20 protein-coding genes are annotated in these 22,326 nt (G+C 72.3%); 9 read left to right on the top strand and 11 right to left on the bottom strand.

What is annotated here, in order from left to right:
- The first annotated feature begins 174 nt into the window (after positions 1-174).
- From ACGFZP_RS05455 to ACGFZP_RS05445, 3 genes are all read left to right on the top strand, one after another.
- Positions 175-726: a peroxiredoxin gene (locus ACGFZP_RS05455; RefSeq protein WP_392928860.1), complete on the top strand. Its 552-nt coding sequence runs from the start codon at positions 175-177 to the stop codon at positions 724-726.
- A 3-nt stretch (positions 727-729) separates the two neighbouring features.
- On the top strand, positions 730-1,272 hold the full coding sequence (locus tag ACGFZP_RS05450) for an alkyl hydroperoxide reductase (protein ID WP_392928858.1): 543 nt from the start codon (positions 730-732) through the stop codon (positions 1,270-1,272).
- Between the two features lie 120 nt (positions 1,273-1,392).
- Positions 1,393-1,704: a hypothetical protein gene (locus ACGFZP_RS05445; RefSeq protein ID WP_392928856.1), complete on the top strand. Its 312-nt coding sequence runs from the start codon at positions 1,393-1,395 to the stop codon at positions 1,702-1,704.
- 119 nt (positions 1,705-1,823) lie between these two features.
- Here the strand turns inward: ACGFZP_RS05445 and ACGFZP_RS05440 are convergent, their stop codons facing one another.
- From ACGFZP_RS05440 to ACGFZP_RS05425, 4 genes are all read right to left on the bottom strand, one after another.
- Positions 1,824-3,398: an AI-2E family transporter gene (locus ACGFZP_RS05440; RefSeq protein WP_392928853.1), complete on the bottom strand. Its 1,575-nt coding sequence runs from the start codon at positions 3,396-3,398 to the stop codon at positions 1,824-1,826.
- 449 nt (positions 3,399-3,847) lie between these two features.
- Complete coding sequence (locus ACGFZP_RS05435; RefSeq protein WP_392928851.1) at positions 3,848-4,615, bottom strand: transglycosylase SLT domain-containing protein; 768 nt, start codon at positions 4,613-4,615, stop codon at positions 3,848-3,850.
- A gap of 440 nt (positions 4,616-5,055) precedes the next feature.
- Complete coding sequence (locus ACGFZP_RS05430) at positions 5,056-6,390, bottom strand: PhoH family protein (RefSeq protein ID WP_392928849.1); 1,335 nt, start codon at positions 6,388-6,390, stop codon at positions 5,056-5,058.
- Positions 6,391-6,605: 215 nt separating this feature from the next.
- Positions 6,606-7,400 (bottom strand): isoprenyl transferase, encoded by a 795-nt coding sequence (locus ACGFZP_RS05425; RefSeq protein ID WP_209417189.1) that lies wholly within the window; start codon positions 7,398-7,400, stop codon positions 6,606-6,608.
- A gap of 403 nt (positions 7,401-7,803) precedes the next feature.
- Between ACGFZP_RS05425 and ACGFZP_RS05420 the strand changes: the two genes are divergently transcribed.
- Positions 7,804-9,423, top strand: coding sequence for a chitinase (locus tag ACGFZP_RS05420; RefSeq protein ID WP_392928847.1), 1,620 nt, complete (start codon positions 7,804-7,806; stop codon positions 9,421-9,423).
- Between the two features lie 167 nt (positions 9,424-9,590).
- On the opposite strand, the gene ACGFZP_RS05415 is transcribed toward ACGFZP_RS05420, so the two are convergent.
- Complete coding sequence (locus ACGFZP_RS05415; RefSeq protein ID WP_392928845.1) at positions 9,591-10,304, bottom strand: prepilin peptidase; 714 nt, start codon at positions 10,302-10,304, stop codon at positions 9,591-9,593.
- Positions 10,305-10,695: 391 nt separating this feature from the next.
- On the opposite strand from ACGFZP_RS05415, the gene ACGFZP_RS05410 reads away from it, so the two are divergent.
- Positions 10,696-11,910 (top strand): pyridoxal phosphate-dependent aminotransferase, encoded by a 1,215-nt coding sequence (locus ACGFZP_RS05410; RefSeq protein WP_392928843.1) that lies wholly within the window; start codon positions 10,696-10,698, stop codon positions 11,908-11,910.
- 176 nt (positions 11,911-12,086) lie between these two features.
- On the opposite strand, the gene ACGFZP_RS05405 is transcribed toward ACGFZP_RS05410, so the two are convergent.
- Positions 12,087-13,913, bottom strand: a complete 1,827-nt coding sequence (locus ACGFZP_RS05405; RefSeq protein WP_392928841.1) for a phosphoenolpyruvate carboxykinase (GTP) — start codon at positions 13,911-13,913, stop codon at positions 12,087-12,089.
- Between the two features lie 275 nt (positions 13,914-14,188).
- On the opposite strand from ACGFZP_RS05405, the gene ACGFZP_RS05400 reads away from it, so the two are divergent.
- Positions 14,189-14,854, top strand: a complete 666-nt coding sequence (locus ACGFZP_RS05400) for a hemolysin III family protein (protein WP_392928839.1) — start codon at positions 14,189-14,191, stop codon at positions 14,852-14,854.
- On the opposite strand, the gene ACGFZP_RS05395 is transcribed toward ACGFZP_RS05400, so the two are convergent.
- On the bottom strand, positions 14,825-15,244 hold the full coding sequence (locus ACGFZP_RS05395; protein ID WP_392928837.1) for a hypothetical protein: 420 nt from the start codon (positions 15,242-15,244) through the stop codon (positions 14,825-14,827). The two genes, ACGFZP_RS05400 and ACGFZP_RS05395, sit on opposite strands and share 30 nt — an antisense overlap.
- A gap of 306 nt (positions 15,245-15,550) precedes the next feature.
- On the opposite strand from ACGFZP_RS05395, the gene ACGFZP_RS05390 reads away from it, so the two are divergent.
- Together ACGFZP_RS05390 and ACGFZP_RS05385 are read left to right on the top strand one after the other, a co-directional pair.
- Positions 15,551-17,113, top strand: coding sequence for an MFS transporter (locus tag ACGFZP_RS05390; RefSeq protein ID WP_392928835.1), 1,563 nt, complete (start codon positions 15,551-15,553; stop codon positions 17,111-17,113).
- 8 nt (positions 17,114-17,121) lie between these two features.
- The gene (locus tag ACGFZP_RS05385; RefSeq protein WP_392928832.1) at positions 17,122-17,778 is read left to right on the top strand and encodes a TetR family transcriptional regulator; all 657 of its coding nucleotides are present in this window, start codon (positions 17,122-17,124) and stop codon (positions 17,776-17,778) included.
- An 86-nt stretch (positions 17,779-17,864) separates the two neighbouring features.
- Here the strand turns inward: ACGFZP_RS05385 and ACGFZP_RS05380 are convergent, their stop codons facing one another.
- Entirely contained in the window at positions 17,865-18,713 is an 849-nt protein-coding gene (locus ACGFZP_RS05380; protein WP_392928830.1) for a hypothetical protein, read from the bottom strand.
- A gap of 9 nt (positions 18,714-18,722) precedes the next feature.
- The gene (locus ACGFZP_RS05375) at positions 18,723-19,391 is read right to left on the bottom strand and encodes a papain-like cysteine protease family protein (RefSeq protein WP_392928828.1); all 669 of its coding nucleotides are present in this window, start codon (positions 19,389-19,391) and stop codon (positions 18,723-18,725) included.
- A 252-nt stretch (positions 19,392-19,643) separates the two neighbouring features.
- On the opposite strand from ACGFZP_RS05375, the gene ACGFZP_RS05370 reads away from it, so the two are divergent.
- Entirely contained in the window at positions 19,644-20,576 is a 933-nt protein-coding gene (locus ACGFZP_RS05370; protein WP_392928825.1) for a hypothetical protein, read from the top strand.
- A gap of 25 nt (positions 20,577-20,601) precedes the next feature.
- Here the strand turns inward: ACGFZP_RS05370 and ACGFZP_RS05365 are convergent, their stop codons facing one another.
- Positions 20,602-21,360, bottom strand: a complete 759-nt coding sequence (locus tag ACGFZP_RS05365) for a sterol desaturase family protein (protein ID WP_392928823.1) — start codon at positions 21,358-21,360, stop codon at positions 20,602-20,604.
- A gap of 85 nt (positions 21,361-21,445) precedes the next feature.
- On the bottom strand, positions 21,446-22,300 hold the full coding sequence (locus ACGFZP_RS05360; RefSeq protein ID WP_392928821.1) for a GNAT family N-acetyltransferase: 855 nt from the start codon (positions 22,298-22,300) through the stop codon (positions 21,446-21,448).
- Positions 22,301-22,326 lie beyond the last annotated feature (26 nt).

The raw sequence follows: 22,326 nt of genomic DNA, 5'->3' as shown, positions 1-22,326 counted from the left end.
CGGGGCACCCCTGCGGGGCTGGGGCTGTGACGGGCGCTGAGGGGTATTGATAACTCTCTCCGATCAGACACATCGAGTGTAGCTATTTCCCTGATCAGTCCACGATGTGGAATCGTGGAACACGTTCCGCAATCCGGACAAACCTCCCCTCATCTCACTTCAGGAGAAGCGAACGTGCTCACGATCGGTGACAAGTTCCCCGAGTTCGAACTCAACGCCTGCGTCGACCTGGACGCCGCGAACGCCTTCGCCGAGATCAACCACAAGTCCTACGAGGGCAAGTGGAAGATCGTCTTCTTCTGGCCGATGGACTTCACCTTCGTCTGTCCGACCGAGATCGCCGCGTTCGGCAAGCTGAACGAGGAGTTCGCCGACCGCGACGCCCAGATCCTCGGCGTCTCCGGCGACTCCGAGTTCGTGCACCACGCCTGGCGCAAGGACCACAAGGACCTGCGCGACCTGCCCTTCCCGATGCTGGCCGACGTCAAGCACGACCTGATGCGCGACTGCGGCGTCGAGGCCGCCGACGGCACCGCCCAGCGCGCGGTGTTCATCGTCGACCCGAACAACGAGATCCAGTTCGTCATGGTGACCGCCGGCTCCGTCGGCCGTAACCCCAAGGAGGTCCTGCGGGTGCTGGACGCCCTGCAGACCGACGAGCTGTGCCCGTGCAACTGGACCAAGGGCGAGGACACCCTCGACGCCCAGGCCCTGCTGGCGGGCTGACCGATGGCCCTCGACGACCTGAAGTCCGCCCTCCCGGACTACGCCAAGGACCTCAAGCTCAACCTGAGCGCGGTCATCGGCAACTCCGACCTCCCCGCCCAGCAGCTCTGGGGCACCGTGCTCTCCTGCGCGATGGCCACCCGCAGCGCCGCCGTCCTGCGCGCGCTGGAGCCCGAGGCCAAGGCCAACCTGTCCCCGGAGGCGTACACCGCCGCCAAGGGCGCGGCCGCGATCATGGGGATGAACAACGTCTACTACCGGACCACCCACCTGCTCTCCGACAAGGAGTACAGCGGGATGCGGGCCGGTCTGCGGATGAACATCATCGGCACTCCGGGCGTCGAGAAGATCGACTTCGAGCTCTGGTGCTTCGCGGTCTCCGCCATCAACGGCTGCGGCCAGTGCCTCGACTCGCACGAGAACGTGCTGAACAAGGGCGGCGTCGCCCGCGAGGTCGTCCAGGCCTCGATCAAGATCGCCGCTGTTCTCCAGGCCGTGGCGGGCGTGCTCGACTCGGAGGCCGCGCTGGCCGCCGTCGACGCCTGACCCGACGCCGTACCGTGCAGGGCCCCGCCGGACACCCGGCGGGGCCCTCGCGCGTTCGGAACCGCGCCGGCCGATTCGCGCGTCCGAGCCCAAGGAAGATCAACTCCGGGGGGAACCGCCATGGCAGACCTGCACCGACCGCCACCGGGCTCGGCCTGGCCGACCCTCGCGACGATCGGTTGGGGGCTGGCCGGCATCGTGGTGGCCGGTTGGGTGGCGATCGGCTCGCTGGCCACGGACTTCGGCCGGGACGGCGCCGCGCCGGTCGTCTTCCTCCCCCCGCTGGCCGGACCGCTCCTCGGCGCCCTGCTCAGCTGGTCGGCCCTGGCCCTGACGCCCGCCCGCCACTGGGCCAGAGCGGTCAAGGCGGCGCTGACCGGCCAGGCCGCCCTGTTGGGATGCCTGGCCATGCCGTTCCTGTTCGCGCTCTAGGGTCCGTCCGGGCAGGGTCCGTCCACGGCGGGGCCGTCCGGGCAGGACCGCCCTGCCGCTGGGCGCCGGGGCGTGTTTGCAAAGTCCGATGCGACTTTGCAAACAGTTCGGAGAGGGCTCTACGCCTGTCCGGCCGGAGCGGCTGCCGGGCCCTGGGCGGGCGCCGGAGCGGGTGCTGCGGCGGGTGCCGGTGCGGCCGCCGCGGTGGCCGCCGGAGCGGCGGCGGTGCGTTCGGCCGCCTCGCGGGCGGCCTCCAGGGCGAAGAAGACGGCCTGGCCCGCCTCGTTGCGACGGCGCAGGTGGGTGACCACGGTGTTGGTGACGGCGATCAGCGGGACGGCGACGATCGCACCGCCGATGCCGCCGATGATGCCGCCGGCGGCGACACCGAGCACCACGCCCAGCGGGTGGACCCGGACGGCCCGGCCGAGGATCAGCGGCTGGAGGATGTGGCCCTCGATCTGCTGCACGGCGATCAGCACCACCAGCACCATCAGCGCGGTGAACGGCCCCTCGGTGACCAGGGCGATCAGCACCGCGACGGTGCCGGTGACGAGCGCGCCGACCAGCGGGACGAAGGCCCCCAGGAAGATGATCACCGCGAGCGGCAGCGCCATCGGGACACCCAGCATCTGGATGCCGACGCCGATGCAGACCGCGTCGATGAAGGCCACGCAGACGGTGCCGCGGACGTACGCGGTGAGCGTCGCCCAGGCCTTCGGACCGGCGCCGGCCATGGCGTACCGGGAGTGCCGGGGCAGACCGCGCAGCGCCCAGTTCCAGATCCGCTCGCCGTCGTAGAGCAGGAAGAAGGTGGTGAAGAAGGCCAGCAGGACGGCCGTCAGCACCTCCACGGCGATCTGCGCACCGGTGAGGCTGGCCGAGGTGATCTGCTCGGTGTTGGTGCTGATCGCCTTGGTGATCTGGTTGGCGAAGTCGGTGATCTGCTGCTGGGTCAGGTGCAGCGGCCCGGTGATCAGCCAGTCCCGCAGCTGGTCGACACCGGCCTGGACCTTGGTGGTGACCGTCGACAGGTTGGTGGTCACCTGCCAGACGACGAACCAGCCGACCAGCCCGATCCCCGCCAGGCCGCTCATGAACACCCCGCCCGCGGCCAGCGACCGCGGCACGCCGTGCCGGCGCAGCCAGGACACGGTGGGCTCCAGCAGCGCGGAGATCAGCAGCGAGGCGAGCACCGCGAAGGCCACCAGCCGCAGCATGTCGACGACCATGAAGACCACGTAGAGCGCGGCGCCCAGCAGCAGCAGCCGCCAGGTCGACTCGGCCGCCACCCGCAGACCCCACGGCACCGCCTCGGCCGGGGTGGCGGGCCGCCCGGGGTGCAGCTCCCGACCGAACGCGCCGTGCGCGACCGGCGCGCCGACCGGGACGGCGACACCGTGCGGAACCGCGGCACCGTGTGGAACGGCCGCACCGACCGGGGCCGCGGCGGCCTCGGGCGCCGCCACCGGGACGGCGACGGGGGCGGCGGCGACCGGAGCGGCGGGCAGCGCGTCGACCCGAGGCGCCGGAAGCGGCCCCACCGGGTCGTCGAGCGCGACACCGGCCAGCGCGGGCTCGTGGTAGTCGGCCGCCATCGCGGCCCGTCGGCGCCGTTCGATCACGGCGGCCGCGCTTGCCACCAGGGCCACGCCCTTGGCCACGGCCTTGAAGGCCTTCCCGCCCCGCGCCATCCTCACTACCACCGCTCACCGCTGGGCCGCCGTGCCGGCGGTACGCCGTGGTCCCGCCACGGCCGTCGGGGACGACGCTACCCGCCCGACCCGCCGCGAGTCCGCCCGGACGGGGGATATCGGGGGTGACTAAGGGTTGGTACGAGCTCGATGCACCGCGGCGCCGCAGGGGCATTGCCGGTCAAACCCGTCCGGACCGGCTGGTTTCAGGCGCCGGGCAGCGGGGAGGAGTCCCGACGAGGACCGGAGCCATCTGTCGGCGGACCGGCGCCGGAAGCAACCAGGACCCCTTCCGCGCCCCGCGTCCGCACCAGGACCGCACCGCCCGTGGGCGCACTGGTCAGCGCAGCCCGGGCGGCGCGGCCCGCCCGTCGTACGAGCAGGACGACGAGGGCCCCCGACCGCGCTGAGCGGTCGGGGGCCCTCGTCGGAAGAGCGGTCCGGTCTTCTTAGTACCAGTGGTGCGACTGCCAGAACGACCAGGCGCCACAGGGGCTGCCGTAGCGGTTGTTCATGTAGTCCAGGCCCCACTTGATCTGCGTCGCCGGGTTGGTGCGCCAGTCGGCGCCCGCCGAGGACATCTTGGAGCCGGGCAGCGCCTGGACCAGGCCGTAGGCGCCGGAGCTCTTGTTGGTCGCGGTGTAGTCCCAGCCGCTCTCGCGCTTCACGATCTGGCTGAAGCACTGGAACTGCGCGTCGCTGCCGACGATCTGCTGGGCGAGCGCCTGGACCGAACCGGGGCTGACCGAGACCGGCGGAGCCGCCTGGGTGGCGGAGTCGGTGGCGGCCATCGCCGAGCGGGCCTTGGAGCGGTTCGCAGCGGCCTCGTCGGCCTTGCGCTTCTCCTCGGCGGCCTTGGCGGCCTTCTCCGCGTCGGCCTTCGCCTGGGCATCGGCCTTCGCCTGGGCGTCGGCTGCGGCCTGCTGGCGCGCGGCCTCCTCGGCGGCCTTCTGCTCGGCGGCGGCCTTGGCCGCAGCGTCGGCCGAAGCCTGCTGCGCGGACGCCTGCTGGCCGATGTTGTCACTGATGGTCTGCGCCTGGGCGCCAGAGGGGACTTCGGCAAGCAGGGTCGCGCCGGCGACATCGACCGTCTGCGTCGTCTTGCCCTCGCTGCCCGAGGCCACACCCACAACGGCACCGACAGCGGTGACCGCGGTGGCGGAGGCCACAGCAACTCCCCGGACCGAGATCCGAGTCACATGGATTCCTTCCAGCATCGCCCACGCGTGACCGTACGGACGCAACATGCCCCTTGGCGCTGTCCTCCGTACGGTGCTGGTCACGGGAGGTACTGACCCGGCGTCCGGCCGCGTTGGGGCGGCCGGGCGTTGTGACGGGCGGCGTACGGCTCATCGGTGTTCAATTATGCGTCCACTGACCGGAGTTGGCGGACCGTCCGGGCCGGGATCCCGCTGCGCGGAAGCCCTGCCATGCCGTACGCGGGGCCTGACAGAACCCTCACCATGCCGCACCGGGCACTGTCGACGCAATTCCCTGTTGCGTGGCGCATCTCACATTCACCGCACCGGAGTTCTCCGGACAGAAAGCACTCGATGTGATGAAAGGGACGCGGGGCCCGCTCCGTCAGGAGCGGACCCCGCGCCGAAAGTTGACCGGATTGTCCGACTATGGGCAGAACGCCCGGATCAGTCGACGCTCACGGGCTGATGTCCTCCAGCATCTCCGTGACCAGAGCCGCGATCGGCGAACGCTCCGAGCGCGTCAGCGTGATGTGGGCGAACAGCGGATGCCCCTTGAGCTTCTCCACCACCGCCACCACGCCGTCGTACCGGCCGACCCGGAGGTTGTCCCGCTGCGCCACGTCGTGGGTGAGCACCACCCGCGAGCCCTGCCCGATCCGGGACAGCACCGTCAGCAGCACGTTGCGCTCCAACGACTGCGCCTCGTCCACGATCACGAAGGCGTCGTGCAGCGAGCGCCCGCGGATGTGGGTCAGCGGCAGGACCTCCAGCATCCCGCGGGAGATGACCTCCTCGATCACGGCCGGGGTGGTGACGGCGGAGAGGGTGTCGAAGACCGCCTGCGCCCAGGGGCTCATCTTCTCCGTCTCGGAGCCCGGCAGGTAGCCGAGCTCCTGGCCGCCGACCGCGTACAGCGGCCGGAAGACCATCACCTTGCGGTGCTGCTGGCGCTCCAGGACGGCCTCCAGGCCGGCGCAGAGCGCCAGCGCGGACTTGCCGGTGCCGGCCCGGCCGCCCATCGAGACGATGCCGACCTCCGGATCGAGCAGCAGGTCCAGCGCGACCCGCTGTTCGGCGCTGCGCCCGCGCAGCCCGAAGGCCTCGCGGTCACCGCGCACCAGCCGCACCCGGCCGTCGCCGGCGACCCGGCCGAGCGCACGGCCGCGCTCGGAGCTGAGCACCAGTCCGGTGTGGACCGGCAGCTCGGCCGCACCCTCGATGTCCACCCCGGCGTCGTGGCCCGCGCTGAACAGCGCGTCCACGTCGTCCCCGGCGACATGCAGCTCGGCCATGCCCGTCCACCCGGAGGTGATCGCCAGCTCGGCGCGGTACTCCTCGGCGAGCAGGCCCACCGAGCTGGCCTTGATCCGCAGCGGCAGGTCCTTGGAGACGACGGTGACGTCGTACCCCTCGGCCTGGAGGTTGCGGGCCACCGCCAGGATCCGGGTGTCCGCCTCGCCGCCTCCGGCCCGGTAGCCCGCCGGCAGTATCGACGTGTCGGAGTGGTTGAGTTCGACCCGGATGGTCCCGCCGAGCTCGCCGACCGGGATCGGCTCGTCCAGCCGGCCGTGGCGGATCCGGTAGTCGTCGAGCAGGCGCAGCGCCTGGCGGGCGAAGTAGCCCAACTCAGGGTGGTGGCGTTTGGCCTCCAGCTCGGTGACCACGACCACGGGGAGGACGACCTCGTGCTCCTCGAAGCGGGTCATGGCGAGAGGGTCCGCCAGGAGCACACTGGTGTCGAGAACGTACGTGCGCCGGTCTGGCGTCCGGCGGCTCTTGGAACTGACCACTAGGCCTCCAGAGCGGATGACCCTGCGTCATCCGCGGCAAGCCGGCCCCCGCTGCCCCGGTGGCCTCGGGGCCGGTCTGAGGGGAGTATTCCCAGGCGAGGGGCGGTGCATTCGCGTCCTCGGAGAACTGACGGATCATTGCCGGTGAACGTTTGGCCCCGCTCCGCGGCCGGGTAGGCCAGCTCTACTGGGGCCCTGGTCCCGTCCGGCCGGGATCAGAGACCCATCCGCCGGTGCCGCTCCTCGTACGCGCGCAGCGCCCGCAGGAAGTCGACCTTGCGGAAGGCCGGCCAGTACGCCTCGCAGAAGTAGAACTCGCTGTGGGCGCTCTGCCAGAGCAGGAAGCCGGAGAGCCGCTGCTCGCCCGAGGTGCGGATGACCAGGTCCGGGTCCGGCTGGCCCTTGGTGTAGAGGTGCTCGGCGATGTGCTCGACGTCGAGGATTTCGGCCAGTTCCTCGATCGAGGTGCCGCGCCCGGCGTGCTCCTGGAGCAGCGAGCGGACGGCGTCGGCGATCTCGTGCCGACCGCCGTAGCCGACGGCGACGTTGACGGTGATCCCCTCGATGCCTGCGGTCTCCTCGGCGGCCCGCTTGAGCACGTCGGCGGTGTGCTGCGGCAGCAGGTCCAGCGCGCCGACCGGGTTGACCTTCCAGCGGCGGGCGGCGGCCAGGCCGGTGACGGCGTCCTCGATGATCCCGAGCAGCGGGACGAGCTCGTCGGCCGGCCGGGAGAGGTTGTCGGTGGAGAGCATCCACAGCGTGACGACCTTGACGTGCGTCTCGTCGCACCAGCCGAGGAACTCGCTGATCTTGTCGGCGCCGCGCTGGTGGCCGTACGCGGTGGAGCCCCCGGTGGCCTTGGCCCAGCGGCGGTTGCCGTCCAGGATCACGCCGATGTGGTGGGGGGTGCGGGCGAGGTGGACCTCGACCCGGCGGCCGTAGAGGCCGTACATACCGTCCAGCAGGGTGCGCAACCCCGGCGTACGTTCGACGACATCGCGCAGACCCATGGTTTTCGGCCCCTCCGTAACTCTTCACCGGGGTGCGTCACAACCCCCGGCGCAGCCTACTCCCGCCCGGAGGCAGTCGGTAAAGCCGCAGGTAGCGGTCCGGTCACGGTCCGGTGTGGAGTGCATTGCGACCGGCATGGCGTGCGTGGCCGGAAGGCGTTCGGGGGCTTGTCCGCGATCCCCGACTACTCCGGATACGGAACGGTCTCCGATTCCTTAAAGAATCCGTAAGACGACGTTCAATGCTTGACGACCGCCAGTGGTCTAGTCCAGCTTTTGACCAAGGCGGAACGAGCACCCCGACCGCCCGACCCGAGGCAGTACTGCGGACCTCCCCTCCCCCACACGCGGCCGCCGCGCCCCCCACCGCGGCGGCCGCCCTCCTCTCCCAGGAGCGCACGCCATGGCCCGTACGCTGAACCAGCCCGCGCACAAGCGCCGGCGCAGCACCCTTCCGGCCCTCGCGGCCGGCGCCACCGCCCTCGCCCTGGCCGGCACCGGCCTCGCCCTCTTCGCCGGCGGCGCCAACGCGGCGGTCGGCAACCTGGTCTCCAACGGCGGCTTCGACACCGGCAACCTGGCCGGCTGGAGCTGTACCGGCGCCGCGAGCGCCGTCTCCACCCCGGTCCACTCCGGCACCGGCGCCCTGCAGGCGACCCCGGGCGCCGCGGACACCGCCGAGTGCACCCAGACCGTCAGCGTCCTGCCCAACACCAGCTACACGCTGAGCTCCTGGGTGCAGGGCCCGTACGTGTACCTCGGCGCGCGGGGCACCGGCGGCACCGACCCGAGCGCCTGGTCCAACCAGAACAGCTGGAACCAGCTCTCCACCACCTTCACCACCGGTGCCTCCGCCCGCAGCATCACGCTCTACGTGCACGGCTGGTACGGCCAGAGCGCCTACTTCGCGGACGACATCACGCTGACCGGCCCGGCCGGCACCGCGTCGCCGACCCCGACGGCCACCCCGAGCCCGACCGCCACCGCCTCGCCGACCGCCACGGCCACGCCGACCCAGACGGCGTCCCCGACCGCGACCGCGACGCCCACCCAGACGGCGACGCCGACCCAGACCGCCACGCCGACCCCCACGGCCACCGCGACCACCACCCCGCCGGTCACCGGTCTGCCCAAGCACGTCGTCACCGGCTACTGGCACAACTTCGACAACGGCGCCACCGTCCAGAAGCTGGGCGACGTCCAGAGCGCGTACGACATCATCGCGGTCTCCTTCGCCGACGCCGTGCCCACCAAGGGCGGTGCGATCAGCTTCACGCTCGACCCGGCGCTCTCCAAGGCCCTCGGCGGCTACACCGACGCGCAGTTCCGCGCCGACGTGAAGGCCAAGCAGGCGGCCGGCAAGAAGGTCATCCTCTCGATCGGCGGCCAGAACGGCGCGATCACCGTCGGCGACGCCGCCGCCGCGACCGCGTTCACCGACAGCGCCTACGCGATCATCAAGGACTACGGGTTCGACGGCATCGACGTCGACCTGGAGAACGGCGTCAACGCGACCTACCTCGGCAACGCGCTGCACAGCCTGCAGAGCAAGGTCGGCCCGAACTTCGTGCTGACCATGGCCCCCGAGACCATCGGGATGTACAGCACCGCCGGCGCCTACTTCCAGCTGGCGCTGAACACCAAGGACATCCTGACCGTCGTCAACACCCAGTTCTACAACTCGGGCGGCATGAACGGCTGCGACGGCAAGGTCTACACCCAGGGCACCATCGACTTCATCACCTCGCAGATCTGCACCCAGATCCAGGGCGGCCTGCGGCCCGACCAGGTCGGCATCGGCGTCCCGGCCTCCAGCAAGGCGGCCGGCGGCGGCTACGTCTCGCCGACCGTGGTGAACAACGCGCTGGACTGCCTGGCCACCGGCAAGAACTGCGGCAGCTTCGTCCCGCCGGCCAAGTGGCCGACGATCCGCGGCGCGATGACCTGGTCCACCAACTGGGACGCCAACAACGGGAACGCCTTCTCCAACGCGGTCGGCCCGTTCGTCCACCAGATGCCGTAACTCCCCCGGCGCGCCGCTCCTTGAGGGTGGGGCCTGCGCGCCGACGGCGGGGCCCGTCGTACCTGACCGGTACGACGGGCCCCGTCCCGTTTCCCGACCCGCCCGGCCGCCCGCACGTCCGCACGTCCGCATTCACATCGCCCTTGGCTGGCACGCCTGTCGGGGGCCTAGCCGAGGAGCGCCGCCGCGAGCGTGCCGAGCAGCAGGAACGGGCCCATCGGCAGGTCCAGCCCGCGCACCCGCCGGCGGCGGGCCAGGGCGGCCACGGCCAGGCCGATAGACCAGATCCCGGCGAGCACCGAGGCCGTGAACAGCCCGGTGAAGGCGGCGGACCAGCCGTACCGGCCGAGCAGCGCGCCGAGGCCGAGCGCGAGGACGGAGTCCCCGCCGCCCATCAGCCCCAGCCAGACGGGCAGTTCGTACAGCGCGCCGGCGGCGAGCGCGACCAGCAGACAGCGCAGCAGGACGTCCGGGCGGCCGGCCGACAGCTCCACCACCGTCAGCAGCAGCGCCAGGCCCGCCGCGAGCGTCCAGCTGAGCACGTACGGCAGGCGGCGCGCCCGGGCGTCCACGAAGCCGAGCACCACACCGGGCCCGGCCGCCCAGAGCAGCAGCACCGCGTCGGCCGGGTGCGCCACCGCGAGCACGGCCGCCGCCACCGCGACGGTGACCGCCTCCACCTGCCAGGCGCCGGGGCCGAGCCGCTCCCGGCAGCCCGGGCACCGGCCGGTGGGCGGCAGCCCGCGCAGCGCCCGCCCGCACGCCGGGCAGCGCGTGCACGGCGGTTCGCCCTCCGGCACGGCATGGCGCACCACCAGGCCCCGCAGGGCCGGCGCCACCAGCAGGCCCCCCAGTACCGCCCCGAGCGCGGCTGCGATCACGGCGCCCCCTCTCGCTCACCTCGCCGGCACCGGTCCCGGAGGACCGTCCGACACCCTCGGCGTCCGACGTCGGCGGCGCGCCGGAGGAGCCCGGGCGCCGCACGGACCACATCATCCACGGCACGGGCGCCGTCATCGAGGGCGGACCGGGCGCCGGGCCCGGCGCGCCCGCGGCCGGCCGACGCCGGCGGCGGTGTGCGGTCCGTCTCCTCTCCTTCTTCCACTCCCCCGGGATTCCTCGGCTTCGGCAGCGTTCCGAATGCCGGGACACTGATCCGGAAGGCCGGTCGCCGCCCCCGCCTGCCGATCGAAGGACGCCGTCACAGGCGGTGCGGCACGTGTCCCGGGCCACGCGCCGAAGGGCCCCGCCGTACCCCTAAAGTAGGCAGGCATGCAGGTCATCCAGTCCAGCAAGCTCGCCAACGTCTGCTACGACATCCGCGGCCCGGTGCTCGACGAGGCGATGCGGCTGGAGGAGCAGGGCCACCGCATCCTGAAGCTCAACACCGGCAACCCCGCCGTGTTCGGGTTCGAGGCGCCCCCGGAGATCCTCCAGGACATCCTCCGCAACCTGGCCTCCGCGCACGGGTACGGCGACTCCAAGGGCCTGCTGTCCGCCCGCCGCGCCGTGGTGATGCACTACGAGGACCGCGGCCTGCACGGGCTCACCGTCGAGGACGTCTTCCTCGGCAACGGCGTCTCCGAGCTGATCCAGCTGGCGATGACCGCACTGCTGGACGACGGCGACGAGGTGCTCGTCCCCGCCCCGGACTACCCGCTCTGGACGGCCTCGGTCTCGCTGGCCGGCGGCACCGCCGTGCACTACCGCTGCGACGAGCAGTCCGAGTGGTACCCGGACCTCGCCGACATCGAGTCCAAGGTCACCGACCGGACCAGGGCGATCGTGGTGATCAACCCGAACAACCCGACCGGCGCGGTCTACCCGCGCGAGGTGCTGGAGGGCATCGTCGAGATCGCCCGCCGGCACAAGCTGGTGGTCTACGCGGACGAGATCTACGACAAGATCCTCTACGACGACGCCGAGCACATCCCGCTGGCGACCCTGGCGCCGGACCTCTTCTGCGTCACCTTCAACGGCCTGTCCAAGGCCTACCGGGTGGCGGGCTTCCGCTCCGGCTGGATGGTGCTCTCCGGCGACCGGCAGCGGGCCGGCAGCTACATCGAGGGCCTCACCGTGCTCGCCTCGATGCGGCTGTGCGCCAACATGCCGGCCCAGCACGCGGTGGCCGCGGCGCTCGGCGGCCGGCAGTCGATCAAGGACCTGGTGCTGCCCGGCGGCCGGCTGCTGGAGTCCCGGGACGCCGCGTACCGGCTGCTGAACGAGATCCCGGGCGTCAGCTGCGTCAAGCCGAAGGGCGCGCTGTACGCCTTCCCCCGGCTGGATCCGAAGATCTACAAGATCAAGGACGACGCGCAGATGGTGCTGGACCTGCTGCGCTCCCAGCGCATCCTGCTGGTCCAGGGCACCGGCTTCAACTGGCCCGAGCCGGACCACTTCCGGCTGGTGACCCTCCCCCGCGCCGAGGAGATCACCGACGCCGTCACCCGGATCGGGGACTTCCTCGGCGGCTACACCCAGCCCTGACGGCGGTCTGTCACGGGCCGGCGGCCCCGGGCCGGAAAAGCTACGGCCGGAGTCCCGGTCCGGACGATCTCCTTGGTCGGGGAAAGATCATCCGGCGGGGCTCCGGCCGTCCTGTCGCTCGTCCGGTGCGCGATTCGTGCCACGCACCGGCCGTGATGTCGGGCTGAGGCTCAGGCTCAGCCGAGTCGCGCGACCAGGTCTCGGTACTCATCCCACAGCTCGGTGGGGGTGTGCTCGCCGAACAGCTCCAGGTGGGCCGGGACGAGCGCGGCCTCCTGGCGCCAGATGTCGGCGTCGACGGTGAAGAGCAGGTCGAGGTCCTCCTTCGACAGCTCCAGACCGTTCAGGTCGAAGCCGTCGACCGTCGGCAGCACGCCGATCGGGGTCTCGACGCCCGCGCCGTCGCCCTCCAGGCGCTCGACGACCCACTTCAGCACGCGGCTGTTCTCGCCGTAGCCGGGCCAGACGAACTTGCCCTCGCCGTTCTTGCGGAACCAGTTCACGTAGTAGATCTTCGGCAGCTTCGCGGCGTCCGCCTGGGCGCCGACCTTCAGCCAGTGGCCGAAGTAGTCGCCCATGTTGTAGCCGCAGAACGGCAGCATCGCGAACGGGTCGCGGCGCAGCTCGCCGACGGTGCCCTCGGCGGCGGCGGTCTTCTCGGAGGCGATGTTGGCACCCAGGAAGACGCCGTGCTGCCAGTTGAAGGACTCCGTCACCAGCGGGACGGCGGTGGCGCGGCGGCCGCCGAACAGGATGGCCGAGATCGGCACACCCGCCGGGTCCTCCCACTCGGGGGCGATGGTCGGGCACTGCGCCGCCGGGACGGCGAAGCGGGCGTTCGGGTGGGCGGCCGGGGTGCCGGACTCCGGCGTCCAGTCGTTGCCGCGCCAGTCGGTGAGGTGGGCCGGGGGCTCCTCGGTCAGGCCCTCCCACCACACGTCGCCGTCGTCGGTCAGCGCGACGTTGGTGTAGACGGTGTTGCCCCAGAGGGTCTCGATGGCGTTGGCGTTGGTGTCCACCCCGGTGCCGGGGGCGACGCCGAAGAAGCCGGCCTCGGGGTTGATGGCGTACAGGCGGCCGTCGGCGCCGAAGCGCATCCAGGCGATGTCGTCGCCGATCGTCTCGACCTTCCAGCCCGGGATGGTGGGCTGGAGCATGGCGAGGTTGGTCTTGCCGCAGGCGGACGGGAAGGCCGCCGCCACGTACTTGGCCTCGCCGCTCGGCGGGGTGAGCTTGAGGACGAGCATGTGCTCGGCCAGCCAGCCCTCGTCGCGGGCCATCGTCGAGGCGATGCGCAGCGCGTAGCACTTCTTGCCGAGCAGGGCGTTGCCGCCGTAGCCGGAGCCGAAGGACCAGATCTCCCGGGTCTCCGGGAAGTGCGAGATGTACTTGGTGGTGTTGCACGGCCAGGCGACGTCCGCCTCGCCCTCTGCCAGCGGGGCCCCGACGGTGTGCACGGCCTTGACGAAGTCGCCGTCCTCGCCGAGCTGGTCGATCACGGCCTGGCCCATGCGGGTCATCACGCGCATCGACACGGCGACGTAGGCGGAGTCGGTGATCTCGACGCCGTACGCGGCCAGCGGGGAGCCGACCGGGCCCATCGAGAAGGGCACGACGTACATCGTGCGGCCCTTCATCGAGCCGCGGAACAGGCCGTTCTCCCCCTGGAAGATCTCCCGCATCTCGGCGGGCGCCTTCCAGTTGTTGGTCGGGCCCGCGTCCTTCTCCTGCTCGGAGCAGATGTAGGTCCGGTCCTCGACGCGCGCCACGTCCGTGGGGTCCGAGGCGGCGTAGTAGGAGTTGGGGCGCTTCTCCTGGTTGAGCTTCTTGAAGGTTCCCTGGGCCACCAGCAGATCCGCGAGGCGCTGGTACTCCTCCTCGGAACCGTCGCACCACTCGATGCGAGCCGGCTGGGTGAGCTCCGCGATCTCGCTCACCCAGGCCAGCAGTCGCTTGTGGCGGGTGGGCGCGGATGCGCTGAGAGCAGAGTTCTCGTACGACACGATCGCTCCGTTTCACGCCATCTCGGCAGGGAGACGGCGTAGCGGGGGTTTGAGGGTGCTTGCAGCGTAGCTCCGGCCTCAAGCCCCGAATACGGCACAGCGGTGAAATTGACGCATCTTTTACTACTTTCAGTACTGTTACTTGCCAGTAACAAGTCGCTTCCGGCCGAGCGGGGGCATGCGCACCATCACCTCGAACACTCCAAAACGTCCAAGAGTGACGATCGCCACTTCCTACGGGCGAGTAACCTACGCATCCGTAGGTAGCCGGTAGCATGCTGCCCATGACTGCTGAGCTCGCTGAGAGCAAGCCGAAGTGGCGCGGCTGGCTGCACGCCGGAATGTTCCCCGCCACCGTCGCCGCCGGGATCGTGCTGATCTGCCTGGCCGAGTCCACACCCGCCAAGATCGCGTGCGCGATCTACTCCGCCAGCGCCTGGCTGCTGTTCGGGGTGAGCGCGGTCTACCACCGCTTCGACTGGGGCCCGCGCGGCGACGCCGTGCTGCGCCGGCTCGACCACGCGAACATCTTCCTGATCATCGCGGGCACCTACACCCCGTTCACCATCCTGCTGCTGCGGGGCGCCTCGCAGCAGGTGCTGCTCTGGGCGGTCTGGGGCGGCGCGCTGGCGGGCATCGCGTTCCGGGTGTTCTGGGTCGGCGCGCCGCGCTGGCTGTACACACCGGTCTACATCGCCCTGGGCTGGGCCGCCGCGTTCTTCCTGCCGGACTTCCTGCGCACCGGCGGCGTGACCGTCCTGGTGCTGATGATCGTCGGCGGCGTGCTCTACAGCCTCGGCGGCGTGGTGTACGGCCTCAAGCGGCCCAACCCGTCACCGCGCTGGTTCGGCTTCCACGAGGTGTTCCACGCCTTCACCCTCGGGGCCTTCATCGTGCAGTACGTAGGGGTCTCACTGGTGGCGTACAGCGCGGCCGGCTGAGCCCGACAGCCCATGGCGGGCGGCAGGCCGGTCCACGGACCGGTCGGCCGCCCGTTCTGCGATCCCGCCCGGCGGACGGCCCGGCGGGCGGCCGGGAGCCCGGCGGACCTGGCGGGCGTCCAGCGCCTCGCGGGCCCGCGCACAGCGCTCGCAGTGCGCCGCACCCGGGGCGCTGCGCCGGTGCTCACCGTGGCCGCCCGGCCTGACCGGCCGGTGCAGCGCCCGCCACCTGCGGGCGACGTACACCATCAGCAGCAGCGTCTCGACTCCGGCGACCGCCAGGACCAGCGCGGCGCCGTTGATCAGGTAGGCGGCGACCACGGCCAGCGCGGACGTCACCACCACGGCGGCGCCCCACACCTGCGCGCCACCCGTTTCCCTACCGGCCATTCGACTCCCCTTCCTGCGCCGGGCTTGTGGTCGGCTCCTGCCGCCCCACCCCTTCTCCGCTCTCGGCACGCATCGGTCCGCACTGACCGATTGCCACATGGTATCTACCGACAGTCACCCGCCAGGCCCCCGAGGCGGCGAACGACAGATCAACGTTGCGTCAATTCCGTGTGCGGAACGCGCACTTCCCAGACACGTCACCGCAGGTAGCCGGGCGGTCACGGCTCCCCCGACATTGACGGCGACCATCTTTTGAGAGTTACTGTCATTTGACGGAAACTTTCCCCTGGGCCCCGGAGGTTCGCCATGCCGCCCGTTCCCGACCCACGCCGCTGGCTCGCACTGGTCGCCGTGGCGCTCAGCGTCCTGGTGATCAGCTTCGACATGACGATCCTCAACGTGGCCCTGCCCACCCTGGCCACCCAGCTGGAGGCCACCACCGGGCAGCTGCAGTGGATCGTCGACTCCTACACCGTGGTCTTCGCCGCCGTGATGCTCCCGGCCGGGCTGATCGGCGACCGCTTCGGCCGCCGCCGCACCCTCACCAGCGGCCTCGCCCTGTTCGGGCTCGCCTCCGCCGTCGGCATGCTCGCCGACAGCCCCGGCACCCTGATCGCCGCCCGGGCCGCGATGGGCCTGGCGGGTGCGCTGGTCATGCCGATGTCCATGGCCGTGATCCCCGGGCTCTTCCCGCCCGGCGAGCAGCGCCGCGCGACCGCGATCCTGGCCGGGGCGCTCGCCGCCGGCATGCCGTTCGGCCCGCTGATCGGCGGCTTCCTGCTCCAGCACTTCTGGTGGGGTTCGATCTTCCTGATCAACCTGCCGCTGGTCGCCATCGGCATCACCGCGTGTCTGCTGCTGCTCCCGGAGAGCCTCAACCCCGACGCCCCGCGGATCGACCTGGTGGCCACCGCGCTCGGCGCGGGCGGGCTCTCGGCGCTCACCTACGGGATCATCGAGATCCCCGCCCGCGGCTGGACCGACCTCCTGGTCCTCGGAATGCTCGGCGGCTCGGTGGTCGCGCTCACCGTGCTGGTGCTGCGCAGCCGGCGCCAGCGCAGCCCGATGCTCGACCTGGCACTGCTGGCCGACCCGACCTTCCGGTGGTCGGCGGTGGCCGCGACGCTGGTGTCGGTCGTGCTGTTCGGCGGGTTCTTCGTCCTGCCGCAGTACTTCCAGAACGTGCTCGGCGCCGACGCCCTGGGCACCGGTCTGCGGCTGATGCCGCTGATGGGCGGCCTGATGGTGGCCGCCCGGCTGAGCGACCGGCTGGTCGCCCGGATCGGCCCGCGCGCCGTGATCTCCATCGGGCTCGCCGTGCTGGCCGCCTCGCTCCTGCTGGGCAGCACCACCGGCGTCGAGGACGGCTACGGCCTGGCCGCGGTCTGGCTCCCGCTGCTCGGGCTCGGCATGGGGATGTCGATCATCACCGCGCAGGCCTCGGCGCTGCTCACCCTGCCGCCCGCCCGGGCCGGCGTCGGCTCCGGGCTGATGCAGACGCTCCGCCAGGTCGGCGGCGCGATCGGGGTCGCCGTGTTCGGCAGCCTGCTGGCCGGGTCGTACCGGCACGCGCTGGACACCGCCGGGCTCCCCGCCGAGGCCGCGGACAAGGCCGGGCAGTCGGTGGTCGCCGCCGACGCCGTCGCCACCGCCACCGGCAACCCCGCACTGGCGGCCTCCGCGCACGCCGCGTACATCCACGGCATGACGCTGGTCCTGCTGGTGGCCGGGGTGATCGCCGTCCTGTCGGCGGTGCTGGTCGCCCTGCGGATGCCCGCCGCCGAACCGCACACCGCCGAGCCCGCGGCCGAGGAGGCACCGGAGCCCGGCGCGGGACCGGCCACCGTACCCGCCGCCGATCGCGGATAATCGAAGATATGAGCGCACTGCAGCCGACAGCGGCACCCTCGGCAGGCCAGACCACCCTGGTCCAGGCGATGCTGGAGGCGCCGCTGTCGCTGCGCGAGCGAAAGAAGCTGAAGACGCGCCAGGCGATCCGCCGCGAGGCGTACCGGCTGATCTCCGAGCAGGGGTACGAGAACACCACGGTCGACCAGATCGCGGCGGCGGCCGAGGTCTCGCAGTCCACCTTCTTCCGGTACTTCGCCACCAAGGAGGACCTCGTCCTCAGTGACGAGTACGACCCGGCCCTGGTCACCGCGCTGCTGGGCCGCCCGGCCGACGAACCGTTCCTGCAGTCCTGCCGGGAGACCGTCATCGGTCTGATCCGCGAACTGCTTCAGGACGAACGCGAGGAGCTGCTCACCCGGATGCGGCTGGTCAGCGAGGTCCCCGTGCTGCGCGCCCGGATGCACGAGCCGCCCAACGACCCGCAGCAGCTGTACCTCACCGTGCTCACTCGGCGGGCCGGGATCGAACAGCCCACCCTGGACATGCGGATCACCGCCGCGGCCGTCGCCGCCGCCACCACCGAGGTGGTGCTGCACTGGGCCGAGAGCGACGGCCGGGACGACATCGCCGACCTGGTCGACCACGCGTTCGCCGTCCTGGAGCGCGGTTTCCGCGGCGTCTGAGGCCGGCTCCGCGCCGAGCCGAAGCCGCGGGGGCGGTGGGACCGGCCGCCGCCGGATCCCGCCGCCCCCGCGTACGGGTGGGCGCCCTACCCTCGTCGGGCACCCGCCCGCCGCCGCAGGGCGATGCCCGCGCCCGCGAGCGCCGTGGCGCCCAGGGCGGCGGCCGCCGTGACGGCGGGCAGCGCCGAGCCGCCGCCCTCCGCCGCCGCCCCGGGCGCGGCGTCGGGCTGGTACCCGCCGCCCTTCCCGGCCCGGTCGTACGCCGAGCCGGGCAGCTTGTCGCCGTACCGCTGGTGGACCAGCCGCTGGTACGCCGCCAGGCTCACCCCGGACGTGCCCACCGAGCGCCGCGCCTCGTCGTCCAGCGGCAGCACCCGGCCCTCGCGCAGCACGTACCAGGCGTTGAGCTGCGGCTCGCGGAACGCCGTGCCGCCGCCCGCCGCCGCCTTCGCCGCGTAGTCGCCCTCGTCCCCGCCGGAGGCGATGTTGACGACCTGCCAGGTGTCGCCCTGCTTGACCGTCCAGACCGAGGCGACCTGGCCGTCCGCCGACACGGCCCGGCTCGCGGTGAACTCGGCCTTCGCCACCGGCGCGCCCGAGGTCCCGGCCACGAAGGCCGCGTCCAGGGTGTAGACCGGCACCGTCTCGCCCGCCAGCGTCGGCGCGGCCGCCGTGGCCGCCCGCGCCTCCTCGGCCGCGCCGATGGTCAGCTGCTGGGTGGGCGGCACGCCCTTGCGGGCGAAGAAGTGGCCCAACCGGTCCAGGACCGCCGGGCTCTGGGCCGCGCTGCGGGCCTGCGCCAGCTCGGCGGCGGTGACCGGCACGGGGGCGCCGGCCGGGGTGTCCGCGTGCGCGGCCGGGGTGACGGCCAGGCCGAGGCCGGCCGCGAGCAGGACGGTGACGGCTGCCCGGCGGGCCTTGCTGAGGTCAGTCATGATCGCCCCTCACGCGCCGATCCGGTACAGGGAGTGGGTCCAGGAGAACGTGCCGTTGGACACGTAGTAGTTGTAGTCCGCCCAGTTGTAGCGGTTGTTGGAGGGCCACGGATCGCCCCAGTAGACCCAGTTGCTGCCGGTGTCGTAGCCGTACAGCACGTGCATGTGGCCGCCGCCGGAGCTCCACTGGATCCGGGTCTCGATCGGCCGGTTGGCGTTCACCTCGGTCTGCACCGTGCTGTAGCGCAGGTAGCCGGTCACGTACGAGCCCGGGTTGAGGCCGACCCAGCTCAGGCCGTTCTGCACATCGCCCAGGGTGGCCTGGCTGTTGGGGCAGCTGGAGTTGATCGAGCGGCCGAACGCGGCGTTGCAGAACTGGTTCTGGCTGTAGGTGTAGCCGAACCAGGTGGCGATGGTGTTCCCGCTCGCCGCCCAGCACCAGTTGGTCTGCTGTTGCTGCTGCATGGCGATGTTGAGCTTCTTGTACGTACCGGCCAGATCGGCCGTACTGCCCGCCGCGGCGGCCGGCCCGACCTGGGCCGACGCCGTGGGGGCGGCGTGGACCGGGGTGGCGGCGCGGGCGGGGGTGGTGGCGGCGACGGTGAGGGCCGGGCCGAGCACACCGAGCGCGAGCACCGAGACCGCACGGCGCAGGCGTGTCCGTGGACGTGGAGACATGGGGAATCCTCCTTGCACAGGGCAGGAGTTGGGGTGTGGGGGTGCGGTCCGGATCGCGTCCTGAGCATCGCGCCGTTGACGCAGGCGGGTCAACGGCCTCACGACCCCCCGCACCGGGGTGTGAACGGCCCCCGGCAGGTGTGAACGCGCCCGCGGAAATCCCCGCGCAACAGGGCCCGGCCAGTGACAAACCGGGCTCCGCATGTGAATATTCACGACCAGCCCGGGTGCTCGCCGGCCGAGGAGGAAGCCATGCCGCGCAGCGAACACACCGACCTCGCCACCGCACTGCGCAACGGACCGTTCCACCTCGCCCTGCGCACCGCGATCGCCGCCCGAGGCCTCGCCCTGCACCGGGTCCGCGAACACCTCGCCCAGCGCGGGGTCCATGTCGGGCTCACCAGCCTCAGCTACTGGCAGCAGGGCCGCCGCCGTCCCGAACGCGCCGAATCCCTGCGCGCGGTACGGGCGTTGGAGGAGGTGCTGGACCTGCCCGAGCACTCCCTCACCCGGCTCCTCGGCCCCCGCCGGGCCACCCCCGCCGACCCGGCCGGCCCGCCCGTACGCCCCTACCGGGACCTGATCGCCCCGGCCGGCGCCGTCGACGACCTGCTCGCCGCCATCTCGGGCCCGCGGGACACCGGGCTGCACACCATCACCCACATCGAGCGCATCCGCATCGGCGCCGACCGCGCCCTGTTGCGCCGCGACTCCCAACACGCCCTGCGCGCCCACCGCGACGGCATCGACCGCTACCTCGCCCTCTACCAGGGCGACCCGGGCTGCGACATCTCCCGCGTCGGGGTCCGCGCCGAGGAGAACTGCCGCCCCGGCCGCGTCCGCCGCGACCAGGCCCACGACCTGCTCGTCGCCGAACTCCTGCTGGACCGGCGCCTACGGGCCGGTGACACCCACCTGCTCGGCTACGGCTTCGACGACGCCCCGTCACCCGAGCCCAGCTGCGAATACGTCCGCGGCTTCAACTCCGGCGCCGGCCAGTACGTCCTCCAGGTCACCTTCCACCCCGACGCCCTCCCCGTCCGCTGCCACCGCTTCGCGCTGCGCTCCCCCGGCGAGAAGCCCTACGAGACGGAGGAGCTGACCCTCGACGGCCACCGCTGCGTCCACCTGGTGGCCACCGCCCTGCAGCCGTGCCTGCTGGGCATCCGCTGGGACTGGGAGTAGCCCCCGCCTGCCGCTCCCGACGGCCTCAGGCCCGGGCCGGGTGCTCCGCCGCGCGCCTGCGGTCGTACGCCGGGTCGATCGTGCCGAACAGCCGGTCCCAGACGGTGGTGTAGAAGCCCAGGTTCACCCCCGGGTCGGCGTGGTGCCCGGCGTGGAACATCGGCAGGGCCACCCAGCGGAACAGCGCGCGCCGCCGGATCCGGGCGGGGAAGGGCTCCACACCGAGGTGCCCCAGCAGGCCGAACAGCAGGTTCACGCCGATGTACCCGGCCAGCGCGGCGAGGGAGATCTCCCGCAGGCAGAGCACCGCGATCCAGGTGCCGCCGAAGCCGAGCACCTCCAGCGGGTGCAGGACGAAGAGGGTGGACGGCCTCGGGTCCGGGTAGCGGTGGTGCAGTTCGTGCGCCAGCCGGTACAGCCGGCGCTGGTGGGCGAGCCAGTGGCCGAGGTACATCAGGGCGTCCATCACCAGGGTGAACACCAGCAGTTCGGCGGCCGCCCGCAGCCCGGTGTCGGCCGTCAGACGGATCCAGCCGGCCTGCCACAGCGCCCAGCCGGCCACGCCGACGGCGGAGTTGAGCAGGACGGCGACCACGACCAGAGCCAGCTCGCGCCGGTCGGGCGGCGGGGGCGGCGGGGTCACCCGCTGTTCGCCGAAGCGCCGGACCAGCAGCGTGCCGACGGCCAGCGACACCGCCAGCAGCCCCAGGTTCGCGGCCAGCGCCCCGGCCACCACCTCCGCCAGGCCCAACCGGCCAGCCCACGCCAGTAGTTCGTCCATCATCACGACACCCCCACCCCCCGGCCTACCCGGACGGGCGGCGCGGCAGACCCGACGGGCCCGCGGCCGCGGGCCGGCCGTCGGCCGCTCAGCTCGGGAAGTCCAGCGTCAGGCAGTCCTCCACCGGACGGTAGCCGATCCGCTGGTAGATGGAGTTGCTGGTCGGGTTGGCCAGGTCGGTGTAGAGCAGCACCTCGGCCGCCCCGCGGTCCAGCGCGTGCGCCGAGGCGGCGGCGGTGACCCCGCTCGCGTAACCGCGCCCGCGCAGCTCGGGCGGGGTGAACACCGGGCCGACCCGGGACATCCCGGCGATCACCGGGCTGACACCGGCCATCGCGACCGGGCGGCCGGCGTCCTCCCAGAGGCACAGCCCGCCCGCGGCCGTCCGATCGTCCACGCTGCGCGCGACGTTGGGCAGCAGCACCCCGGTCTCGGTCAGGAAGGCCTGGTACCAGCCGATCAGCAGCTCGCGGTCGGCCGCCACCGCCGGGCGGTGGCGCCCGGCCGGGGTACGGGCCGGGTCCAGCGTCAACTCGCCCAACCGGTAGAGCCGTTCGCTGCTCTTGACGGACTCGGCGGCCCCGGTGGCGGCCTGCCAGGCCGCGCTGAACGCCCGCGCCGGGCCCTCGCCACCGGACACCCCCCGTACGTCCGCGCCGGTCGCCGCCAGCACCGCGGCGAGCTCCGCCGCGGCCTCGACGGGCATCGCGCCCAGCCGCGGCTCGTACGGCGGGGTCTGCAGGAAGGCTCCCGCGACCGGGCCGCCCGGCTCGGCCCGCCACCAGCCGAAGACCGGCGCCCCCTCCCCGAAGACGTCCAGGCCGTACCCGGCGAGCCGGTGCACGACCGTGAGCAGCACGGTGTTCTCGGCCGGGCGCTCGGCCAGAAAGGCGTCCGTGTGCGCGCGGAAGTCGTCGAGGGAGCCGCTCACCGTCCAGGTCATGGCGCATTCTCCCGCGCCGGCCGGAC

Origin of the sequence: Kitasatospora sp. NPDC048239, from assembly GCF_043202015.1 — a bacterium.
Taxonomy (GTDB): Bacteria; Actinomycetota; Actinomycetes; order Streptomycetales; family Streptomycetaceae; genus Kitasatospora.
The sequence above is the reverse complement of the archived record's forward strand: the minus strand, read 5'-3'. Positions and strand labels throughout refer to the sequence as shown.